This window comes from Sphingopyxis soli (genome assembly GCF_018682675.1).
Lineage (GTDB): Bacteria > Pseudomonadota > Alphaproteobacteria > Sphingomonadales > Sphingomonadaceae > Sphingopyxis > Sphingopyxis soli.
In genome coordinates this window covers 1-10,403 of the sequence record NZ_JAFMTR010000048.1, presented here as the reverse complement: position 1 = coordinate 10,403, position 10,403 = coordinate 1, and the positions used below count along the sequence as shown (strand labels likewise).

The following is a 10,403-nucleotide window of genomic DNA, read 5'->3' as shown; positions in this document are numbered from 1 at the left end:
CCTGCATCGTCACCCTGAACTTGTTTCAGGGTCCATGGTCTGCCGTTTCCTTCGGCGCGGCGCTTTTCGAGAGCTCAGACCATGGATGCTGAAACAGCGAGGCCATCGCCGCAGCCAGCATGGCCAGCTTGGGGCGACCGCTCCCCCCCCCCCCGGAAACCGCTCATCGCCCCATCATTGACAAAGCTGTAAATAGTGGCATTCTGCAACTCAATCGGCCGCGCAGACGACGGCCCAGAGAGGAGCGTCCCCCATGGCCACCCAGATCCGCCCCGCACCCGAAACCGTCAACCCGCTTGATGTCAGCCGCGCCGAGCTGTGGCGCAACGATGTCTGGCAGGAACCGATGCGCCAGCTGCGCGCCGAGTCGCCGATCTATTATTGCGAGGATTCGAAGTTCGGGCCCTATTGGTCGGTGACGACCTACAAACCGATCCAGCATATCGAGGCGCTGCCCAAGATATTCTCTTCCTCGTGGGAATATGGCGGGATCACCGTCGCCGGCGACGGCATCGATCATCTGCAGGAAGGCGACGTGCCGATGCCGATGTTCATCGCGATGGACCCGCCGCAGCACACCGCGCAGCGCCGCACCGTCGCCCCCGCCTTCGGTCCGTCGGAGATCGAGCGGATGCGCGCCGACACCCAGGCGCGCACCGCGGCGCTGATCGACACGCTGCCGGTCGGCAAGCCCTTCGACTGGGTGGAAAAAGTCTCGATCGAGCTCACCACCGACATGCTCGCGATCCTGTTCGACTTCCCGTGGGAGGACCGCCACAACCTCACCCGCTGGTCTGATGCGCTCGGCGACATCGAAAGCTTCAGCACCGTCGAGGAACGCCACGCACGGCTCGCCGTCGCGTTCGAGATGGGCGGCGCGTTCAAGCAGCTGTGGGACCGCAAGGCTCAGAATCCCGGGAAGCACGACCTCATCTCGATCATGCTCCAGTCCGATGCGATGAAGCATATGAGCGAGAATGAGTTCATGGGGAACCTGATCCTGCTCATCGTCGGCGGCAACGACACGACGCGCAATTCGATGTCGGCCTATGCCTACGGCCTCCACTGCTTCCCCGAGGAACGTGCGAAGCTCGAGGCGAATCACGATCCCGACCTGGCGGTCAACGCGATGCACGAGATCATCCGCTGGCAGACCCCGCTCGCGCATATGCGCCGCACCGCGACCGAGGATACCGAGCTGTTCGGCCACCGGATCAGGAAGCGCGACAAGATCGCGCTCTGGTATGCGTCGGCGAACCGCGACGAGGATATTTTCCCCGACGGCGACCGGATCATCGTCGACCGCGAGAATGCGCGCCGCCACCTCGCCTTCGGCTATGGCATCCACCGCTGCGTCGGCGCCCGCGTCGCCGAGCTCCAGCTGACGACCTTGATCTCCGAAATGCAGAAGCGCCGCCTGCGCGTGAACGTCCTCGGCGAGCCCGAGCGCGTCAACGCCTGTTTCGTTCATGGCTATCGCCACATGCAGGTCGAGCTCGAGCAATATTGACAGCCGGGCGTAACCGGGCGCAGCCTCGCCGCGTATCCCGGTCATGAGGAAGCCCGATATGATCGAACGCCGCTATATCCTGTCCGGCCTCGCACTCGGCGGCGCGCTGATCGCCGCGCCGATGCTGTTCGCCAAGCCCGGCAAGCGCCCGCTCGCCGAACCCGGCTGGCGGCTGACCGACGCCGAATGGGCGAAGCGGCTGACCCCGATGCAGTTTCGCGTCCTGCGCGAGGCGGCGACCGAACGCCCCTTCACCAGCGCGCTCAACAAGGAGCATCGCCCCGGCACCTTCGTCTGCGCCGGCTGCGCGCTGCCGCTCTATTCGAGCCAGACCAAATATGACAGCGGCACCGGCTGGCCGAGCTTCTATGCCCCGCTGAAGGGCGCGATCGCGACCTCGACCGACTATGAGCTCGGCTATCCGCGCACCGAGGTGCATTGCCGCCGCTGCGGCGGCCATCTCGGCCACGTCTTCAACGACGGACCGAAGCCGACCGGCAAGCGTTATTGCATGAACGGCGCGGCGCTCGGCTTCCGCCCCGCCTGACCGGTCAGGACGCCGGCTTCACCCGCCAGACCGCCAGGCTGCTGCCCGCGGGCATCGCGACGGGTTCGAGCCATGCAGGCGCCTTCCCCGCATAAAGCTGCGCCGCCAGCCCCTGCTTCGCCTCGCGCCGGTAGCGCGTGAAATCATTCGCCCCGGCGCAATAGACGATCAGGCTCGCCTGCTGCTTGCGGACCAGCGCCTCGGCCTTCGCCGGATCGCCGGTGAAGACGCGCAGCGTGTCGGCCATCGCCTCCTTGTTGCGGTGATGCGGGGTCGCGACCATCGCATGGTGCGTCCAGAAGATCAGCGGCGCGCCAAGGTCGATCGGGGTGAGCAGCGTCGCCTCCGGCATATGGTTGAGCGCCGCGATCGTCGGCGGATCGATGCACGTCCGCTTCGCCATCGGCGCGTCGACCTCGCGCGGATCGGCCTTGAGCGCCGGGAAGACAAGCCCCGCGAGCCCGGCGACCGCGAGGCTGCCGAGCATCGGCAGCGTTAGCGCCGCGAGCGCCGACGCGATCACCCGCGGCAGCAGCGAGGCGATCTGCCGCGCGCGCAGCCAGCCGCGAATACCAAGCCACGCCGACCCCGGAATCGCGAACAGATGCGCGGTCCCGGCGCTGCGCAGGACGAGCAGCGACAGCGCCGACGCGCCGGCCAGCGCGACGATCACCGTCGTCCAGGCGCGGCGGTCCTCGGCAGTCTTGCCGGCGCGCCAGGCAAGCAGCGATCCGACAAGCCCGATGACCCACGGCACGACGACGAAAAAGACCGAATGCGGCGGCGAGGCCCAGACCGGTTGGCCCTCGAGGACGTTGCGATACCAGTAATGGACGACGATCGGGTCGAGCGTCGCAAAGGGTCCGGCGGCGCACAAGGGTTCGATCGCCACCAGCGTCGCCGCCGCCAGCGCCCCCGCCCCGCCGAGCGCCGCGAAGCGCACCCAGCGCCGCGCCGGATCGACCGCCGCAATCGCCAGCACCGCAACGGCTGCGACGGCGAAGGCGCCGAGATAGGGCGCCGACAGCGAATCGCACCAGCGTCCGGCCAAGCCCGTCGGTCCGCGCGTCAGAAACTGGAACAGCAACGCCCCGCCCGCGAGCCCCGCCATATAGCCGGTCAGGCGGGCGCGATCGTCGGCGCGCGCGTGCAGCGCCCAGCGCAGCGCGCAAAGCCCCGCGAACAGCGCGACGACGGGCAGCCCCTCGATCGAGATCGCGAGCAGCGCCGCGCCACACGCCCCGGCGATCAGTCCTGCCTGCCGGCTCGCCGGACGCAGCGCCTGCCACAGGATCAGCATCGCAAGGAAAATCTGCCAGCCATGATGGTCGACGCGCAGCGGACGCAGCTGCACGACGATGAAGCCCGCGGTGACGAGATAGAGCGGCGCGACATAGGCGATGCGCCGGTCGGGCAAATTGCGGTAGCCGAGCGCGCAGGCGACGCTCAGCGCGGCGCCGAGCAGCGGCGGCCAGACCGTCATCACCACCTGCTCCGCCAGCGCCTGCCCGAGCAGCGGCTTCAGCAGCCATATCCCGAGCGCGATCGGCGCGTCGACGATCCGCGACCAGTGCATCAGCACCCCGCCGCCCGCCGGATTGACGCGATATTGGGTGAGATCCCACCAGCTTTGCCCCGCGAGCAGGTCGCGCACCTGCGCCATGCGCATCGCATCGTCGGTGTCGCTGAGTTCGAGGATCTGGATCGCGTGCCACTGCGCGATCACCGCGACGATGCTCATCGCGATCCACACGATCAGCGCGATGCGCAGCGGGGTGAACCAGGGCGAAAGGCCACTCGAGCCCGGTTCGGGTACGGCGCCGGTACCGGCGGCGCCCTCGGCGAGCGGCGGCGCCGCGGCGGTCATGCTGCGGCGGCCCGAAAAACGATATGACGGCGAAGCAGATAGGTGGTCTGAAAGCTGAAAAGGATCGCCGCAAGCTTCGCAAGCCGCGGGTCGAGCCCCACCGCGGTGCTGACCCCGACGATCGCGGTGGTGATCGCCAGCCCGACCAGCGCCGAACCGACGAACAGCAGTTTCTGCCGGTGGCGCTCGCCCGTGCCGCGCTCGGCGGCGCCGTCGGCGAAGACGAGGCGGCTCGAAATCAGCCAGTGGACGAGGATGCCTGCGCAATAGCCGATCGCCGACGCCGCCATCGGCGGCAGCCCGGCGTCGAGCAGCAACAGGAACAGCCCCGCATCGCTGCCGAGCGCGAAGCCGCTCGCCAGCAGATAGTTCAGCCAGCGGATCTCGCCGCGGCGAACCGTCGCGATCAGGGTCCGGAAGGTCCGCATCATCGCCCTGACGCCCCGCGCGCTGCTCAGGCAGCCTTGCCGATGCGCGACGGAACCTCGCGAACCGACGCCAGCGCGGCCTGTTCGCCCTCGCTGCCGCTCTCGTGATATTCGGCGTCCTCGTTGACGCCCCAGATGTCATAGACGCGCGCGCCGGCGACGATGTTGCGCACCGACAGCATCGCGGTCATCATCGCATGATCCTGGTTGTTGTAACGGTGCATGCCGTTGCGGCCGACCATGTGCAGCGTCGGATAGCGCGCCTCCAGCTCGTCGCGCATCGCCGCGACATGCGCCGCATAATCGTCGTCATAGACCGGATAGGCCTTTTCCTGCCGGACCACGGCGCCGCCGACGACATCCTTCGGATCGCAGAGGCCGAGGATCGCCATTTCCTCGGTCGCGAGCCTGACCAGATCCGCGTCGCTCGACGACCACAGCCCGTCGCCCTCGAAGCAGAAATATTCGAGGCCGACGCACGCCAGGTCGGGATCGGGCACCATTTCGGGCGACCAGCTGCGGAAGTTCTGGACGCGGCCGACCTTCACCTTGCTGTCGTGGATATAGATCCAGTTGTCGGGGAACAGATCCTCCGACCGGATCTTGAGCGCCACGGTCAGGAAGTCGCGATATTTGAGCTTCGGCGCCGCGGTCAGCGCGCAGGCGGGCAGCGGATGGATACGCGCCGCAAGCTCGCGCATCGGTGCCGAGCTGATCACCTGCGCCGCGTCGATCACGACATCGCCGTCGGGGCCGGTCGCGGTCAGCCGCCAGCGGCCCGACAGCTGATCCTGGGTCAGCTGCCTGAAGCTGTGGCCCATCAGCACATGGTTGCCCCCCGCGCGCACCTTGGCCGCCGCCGCCTCCCACATCATGCCGGGCCCGAGGCGCGGATAGCGGAAAGTTTCGAGCAGGGTCTTGGTCGCCATGCCGTCATTCGGCTTCTTGTTGAGCCCGAGGCTACGCTTCAGCCCGTCGATCACCGCGCCGCCGAGCGAAAGCCCCTTGATCCGCTGCGCCGCCCAGTCCGCCGACATTTCGTCGCACGGCATCCCCCACACCTTCTCGGTATAGGTCTTGAAGAAGATCGAATAGAGCTTGTGGCCGAACTGGTTGACCGTCCAGTCCTCGAAGCTGCGCACCGTCTTGTTCGGCAGCAGCTTCGCCTTGGCATAGCTCGCCATGCACAAGGCCGACCGGAAAATCCCGAGGTTCCACAGCGCCTCGAACGCGCGCAGCGGATAGCTGTAGAATTTGCCCTCGTAATAGATGCGGCTCATCCGCGGACGCTGGATGAAATCGTCGGGCAGAATCTCGTTCCACAGGTCGACGACTTCCTGCGCCTTCGAAAAGAAGCGGTGACCGCCGATGTCGAAGCGAAAGCCCTCATGCTCGACGGTGCGGCTGATGCCGCCGACATAAACGGGATCTTTTTCGATCACCGTCACCTTGTAACCCTCTTTGGTCAGCAGATAGGCGGCCGTCAGCCCCGCGGGCCCGGCGCCGATAATGGCGACATCGGCGCTCGTCGGGCGGTTGCTCGGCACTTGGGCGTCGGTCATCAAGAGTCCCCCACAGGCAAATACTTGCTGCGGTCCGCTCTGCGCCAAACATGGATAAGAACTGGTTAACGCGCGCGCATTCGGGTGCCGCAGCCCGCCCGGTCACGCCCCCGCGTCGAAGAGTCGCCGCCGATCCGGCTGCGATGACTGGCAACGATCGGAGGTGGATATTGTGATCTCCGACGAAAGCCGGGGCCCAGAGCGGCAAAAGGAGACGCAAGCTCACTAACTCCGAGGGCCCCGGCTTTCGCCGGGATGCATCAGAGCGAAGTCAGCTTCCCACCCCGGTGCTGCCTTCCGAGCGAAGATTCCGGCCGTAGCCGAAAACGACCGGAGGCTGCCGTTCCATATGTCGGAACCCCGGACTTGATCCGGGGTCAACGACTTCGGCGCGGCTATGGATTCCGGATCAAGTCCGGAATGACGAACGTCCACTCCCCACCCCCATCCCGTCATTTGTCGTCGATCGGAAGCAAATGACGGCTACCGACCGAAGTACGACATTTCCAGCATCGTCATCCTGAACTTGTTTCAGGATCCATGGTCTGCCGTTTCCTTCGGCGTGGCGTAGAATTTGAGCGAAGGCCATGGATGCTGAAACAAGTTCAGCATGACGAGATTTGAAGGGCTGGAATCCACCCCAAAGCCGCCCGTTCCCATCCGCTCCGGGCTTCACGGTACGCCGCTCGCGCCCGGCGGCCCGCGCGCTTGGTTCGCTTCTTCTTCCATGGCAACGGTTGCCGCAGCTTCGCGCCGCAAGCGCTTCAGTGCCTGCGTCCCCAGCCGAACGCGCGGGGTCGCCTTGCCCGGCGCAGCGCCGATGACAAACGCCGGATCGAGCCGCAGCGCACTCGCCGAGGCCTTCGCGATGCGAACCGTGTAACGCCCGTAAGCAACGCTTTCGAACAGGAAATATCCGTCGAATTCGGTCGCGGTCGTCGCGCGCACGCGCCCTTCGGCATCGACCAGCTCAAGCGTCAGCCCTTCGACCGGATTGCCGCCCTCGCGCACCAGCACGCCCTCGATCTCGCCCGCGGCGGTCATCGGCAGCGCGACGAGTGTCGCGACGCCGGGGCGCGGCGTGACGACGACGCCGGGGACGGCGGGCTGGACATAGGGGTCGGGCAAGCTCCCCGCGTCGATCCCGATCATCACCGGACGAAAGGGTTCGAGCCCGTCGACCATCGCGCGGCCCGCCTTGTCGGTCGACGCCGCGACAAAATGGCCGCCCGCGGTCAGCGGCACCGCGCCGAGCGCGGCTTCGCCCGGCTGGCGAACGCCATCGCCATTATCGTCCATCCAGACGTCGGCGATCACCTGCCCGCGCCCGCCGAGCTTCTCGCTCGACAGACGCCATCCGCCACCGCCCCCACCGCCCGGACGCGGCCCGAAGCTGAAGGCGAGCGACAGCGACGCCGCGACCGATCCGTCGCTCGCGACCTCGCCGAAACCCGAAAGCTGCAACTGTTTGAAACGGCGCGAATAACCGGCACCAACGCGTACGCGGTCGAGCCCCTTGTCATAGCCGAGTTCGGCGCGCCATTCGGCGTCGCGCTTCCCTGTCCATTCGGCGATCGCGGTCATGCGCGTGTCGGCCTCCTGCCCGGACAGCGCGAAACGCGCCTCGCCGCGCAGGCGGACGCGCCCGATCCGGGCGTTGGCGAGCAAGGTCGCGCTCAGATTGTCGGGCGGGTCGGGGCCGCCGGGCGCGCGCGTGCGGCTCCAGTCGAGCTGGCCGGTAAAGGTCAGCGCGCGGAAGCTCGCCGATGCGCGGCCCGACGCGGTGAGGCTCGAAACGCCCGACGCCCGGTCGACCTGGCCGAGTTCGAATTGCAGCGGCAGCACGGTGCGCCCCAGTTTCACCGCCTGTTCGACCGAGATCTGGTAGATGCCGGTGACGTTGTTGGCGAGCCGGTCCGACACGAAGCCGCCCCAGCCGCGCATCGCGTCGGCGCTGATATTGGTGTCGCCGAAGGCGGCGAGCCAGCTCGCGCGCAGCGCACTCCCGCCGTCGTCGGCGTGCGCCCCCGCAACTTCGAGCAGCGACGGGCCGATCGAGCGGCGCAGCGCGAGTTCGCCGTAGGTGCGGCGGACATTCTCGATCATCAGGCTGTGGGCATAGGCGGCGATCGAGGTGCGCGTGTCGAGCCCCCGCTCGATCCCCATCGTGCCGCGCCACCCGCGCCGGAACGCGCCGCCGTGGCGCCGGAACTCGATCAGGTCGGTGTCCTCTTCCGCGATCCCGGCCCAGTACCAGCTCTGCTGCGGCGGAATCGAATCGATCCCGACCTGCAACTGCCTGATTTCGCGCCGGACCTGCCCCTGCGGTCCGTACAGGACGATCTCGAAGCGGTTCGATCCATATTGCAGCGGCACGTCGAGAAATTCGTAGCGGCCGTTGCCGTCGGGCGTCGTGAAGGCCAGCAATTGCCCGTTGCGATAGAGTTCGGCGTCCCAGCCCGCGGGCAGGTCGCCGCGAAAGCTCGTCTTGTCGAAGCTGTCGGGGCGCTCGACGGGCCGGTTGGTGAGCACCGCGCCGCGCCCCGGTACATTTTGCGCGACGAGCCCGGTCGACAGCAGGCTGACATCGCCGACGCCATAATGCGTCGCCTTGAGCGGCCCGAGCAGCCGCCCTTCGGGATCGGTGCGATAGAGCCGCAACCGCAGGCTGTCGGGCTCGCCCTTCTCGTCCGACGACAGCCGCGCGTCGAAGCTGTGCTTGGCGATCTCACCCGCCGCGAAAATCTCGTAACGCGCCTGCGTGTAGGCACCGCCGCCCGCGCGCTTGTCCGACACCACCCCCGCCGAGGCGACGACATCGACCGAGGGCGTCGCCCACATCTGGTACGGCCGCGTCGCTTGCGGCAGGCTCGCCAGGTCGAAACTCGCCTGCGGCCGCAGCCCCGCCGCGCGCGCACGGCGTTCGGCGGCGAGCTGGAAGGGCAGCTTGTCCTTCGTCTCGATCCGCAGCACCGCGTTCGACAGGTCGGCGGCGACCGGAACGCCCAGCCATTTCGACAGCGCATCGAGGTCGACGCACCACCCCGCCGCGGTGTCGCGGATCGTCGTCGCGGCCAGCGGATAGCGCGCGCTCCCCACGCGCACCTCGCCCGCCTCGCGGTCGATCGTCAGGCTCCGCCGCTCATCGAACACCCACCCGGTTGCGCGGCGCAACTTCCGGTCGACACGCACCGGCAGGTCGAGCGCGAGCACCATGTCGGCCAGGTCGACGCAAATCCCCTGCGGCGTCTGATACCCGCGCACCCCGTCGCCGAGCCGGTATTGGCCCGACCGCAGGTCGAACAGCCAGCTGTCGTCCTCGTTCGGGCTCCACGCGGCGGAAACAGCCTCCTTATCGACGGCGTGTGCGCCGGAGGGGACGAGCCCCGCCAGCGCCAGCCCGGCGGCCAGCACCGGTATCCATCGCAGGATCGCCGCGCGGATCATCGTCCGCCCCGCGGGCTCCGCCCGGCCCTCGCGCTATTTCACCACCCGATCGACCTGGTCGATCGTCGCGCCGCCGACCTCGCGGTCCTCGCTGTAACGGATGCGCACCGGGCCTTTCAGCGCCGCCGCGACTTCGGGCGGCACGCGCAGCGAGACGGTCCGCGACCCGATCTCGGGATAGACCGCGATCCCGCGCGCGAGCAGCAGCGGTTCGCTCACCCCCGGCCGCGTCACTTCGATATCGCCATAGACCGAGCGGCTGCCCGTGCGCGCCAGATCGAACTCGAACGCCGGCCCGTCGCGCGTCTCGGCCACCCGCGCGTCGCCGATCTTCGCCGCGGCATCTAGGTCGCCGACGCGCACGATCACCGGAATGGTGATGCCATAGATCGGCGTGAGCGCGATCGACACCCCGCCGCTGCTCGCCCTGGCGGTCTCGGGCGCGGGTGCCGCCTCGGCCGCCGCATCGGGAACCGCGCGAAACAGCATGTGGGCGCGATATTCGCCGGGCGGCAATCCCTCGGGAAGCCGCGCGCCGACGCGGATCACCTGCGGCTGGTTCGGCAGCAGCCGGACGCGCCGCGGATTGAAGCTGATGATGTCGAGCGCCGCGCGCTCGGCGGCATTGACGTCGGCCTCGGCGATCTCGTCGAGCCCGCCGGCGGCGGTCATCCGCTTGATCTCGAGACTGATGCGATAGGTCGCCGGCTCGCTGCCGATATTGTTGAGCACCACCTCGGTGCCGCGCGATCCGTCGAGGATCACGCGCGTCGGCGCGACGAGCAGGTCGCCCGCGGCAGATGCAGGCGACGCGGCCACGCCAAGCGCAGCCGCAGCGAACAGGCCGATGGCCCGGAACATACGCAACATAGACACGATCCCCACAATCGTTCGGGCGACGGCCGTCACCCCTTTGGTTGGTCGCGTCCCTGTTGCGCCATCATGGTTGATATTTCGCTAACCATGGCAGTTGGTTGCGGATTCGGCACTGGCCCGCTCCCCCACCCGGCCTCCCGACCAGTCTATCCTGTGGGAGGCCGGG

At 67.9% G+C, this 10,403-nt stretch carries 7 protein-coding genes; 2 read left to right on the top strand and 5 right to left on the bottom strand.

The genetic code is table 11. From position 1 onward, the window contains the following. The first annotated feature begins 253 nt into the window (after positions 1-253). Both J1N50_RS07100 and msrB read left to right on the top strand, forming a co-directional pair. The gene (locus J1N50_RS07100; protein WP_215351766.1) at positions 254-1,510 is read left to right on the top strand and encodes a cytochrome P450; all 1,257 of its coding nucleotides are present in this window, start codon (positions 254-256) and stop codon (positions 1,508-1,510) included. Positions 1,511-1,568: 58 nt separating this feature from the next. Next, positions 1,569-2,057, top strand: coding sequence for a peptide-methionine (R)-S-oxide reductase MsrB (gene msrB / locus J1N50_RS07095; RefSeq protein WP_215351751.1), 489 nt, complete (start codon positions 1,569-1,571; stop codon positions 2,055-2,057). A gap of 4 nt (positions 2,058-2,061) precedes the next feature. Here msrB and J1N50_RS07090 read toward each other — a convergent pair whose 3' ends face one another. The 5 genes from J1N50_RS07090 to J1N50_RS07070 all read right to left on the bottom strand — a co-directional run bounded on the left by J1N50_RS07090 (position 2,062) and on the right by J1N50_RS07070 (position 10,222). After that, entirely contained in the window at positions 2,062-3,924 is a 1,863-nt protein-coding gene (locus J1N50_RS07090; protein ID WP_215351748.1) for a hypothetical protein, read from the bottom strand. Next, a complete protein-coding gene (locus J1N50_RS07085; protein ID WP_343227851.1) occupies positions 3,921-4,355 on the bottom strand; it encodes a GtrA family protein in 435 nt (144 codons plus the stop codon). The genes J1N50_RS07090 and J1N50_RS07085 overlap by 4 nt, the downstream gene beginning before the upstream one ends. 23 nt (positions 4,356-4,378) lie before the next feature. After that, positions 4,379-5,914 carry an NAD(P)/FAD-dependent oxidoreductase gene (locus tag J1N50_RS07080; RefSeq protein ID WP_215351743.1) on the bottom strand — a complete coding sequence of 512 codons (1,536 nt, stop codon included), beginning with the start codon at positions 5,912-5,914 and terminating at the stop codon, positions 4,379-4,381. Positions 5,915-6,586: 672 nt separating this feature from the next. Further along, positions 6,587-9,361 (bottom strand): MSCRAMM family protein, encoded by a 2,775-nt coding sequence (locus J1N50_RS07075; protein ID WP_215351739.1) that lies wholly within the window; start codon positions 9,359-9,361, stop codon positions 6,587-6,589. 33 nt (positions 9,362-9,394) lie between these two features. Further along, entirely contained in the window at positions 9,395-10,222 is an 828-nt protein-coding gene (locus tag J1N50_RS07070; RefSeq protein ID WP_246553206.1) for a fimbrial biogenesis chaperone, read from the bottom strand. Between the last annotated feature and the right edge of the window lie 181 nt (positions 10,223-10,403).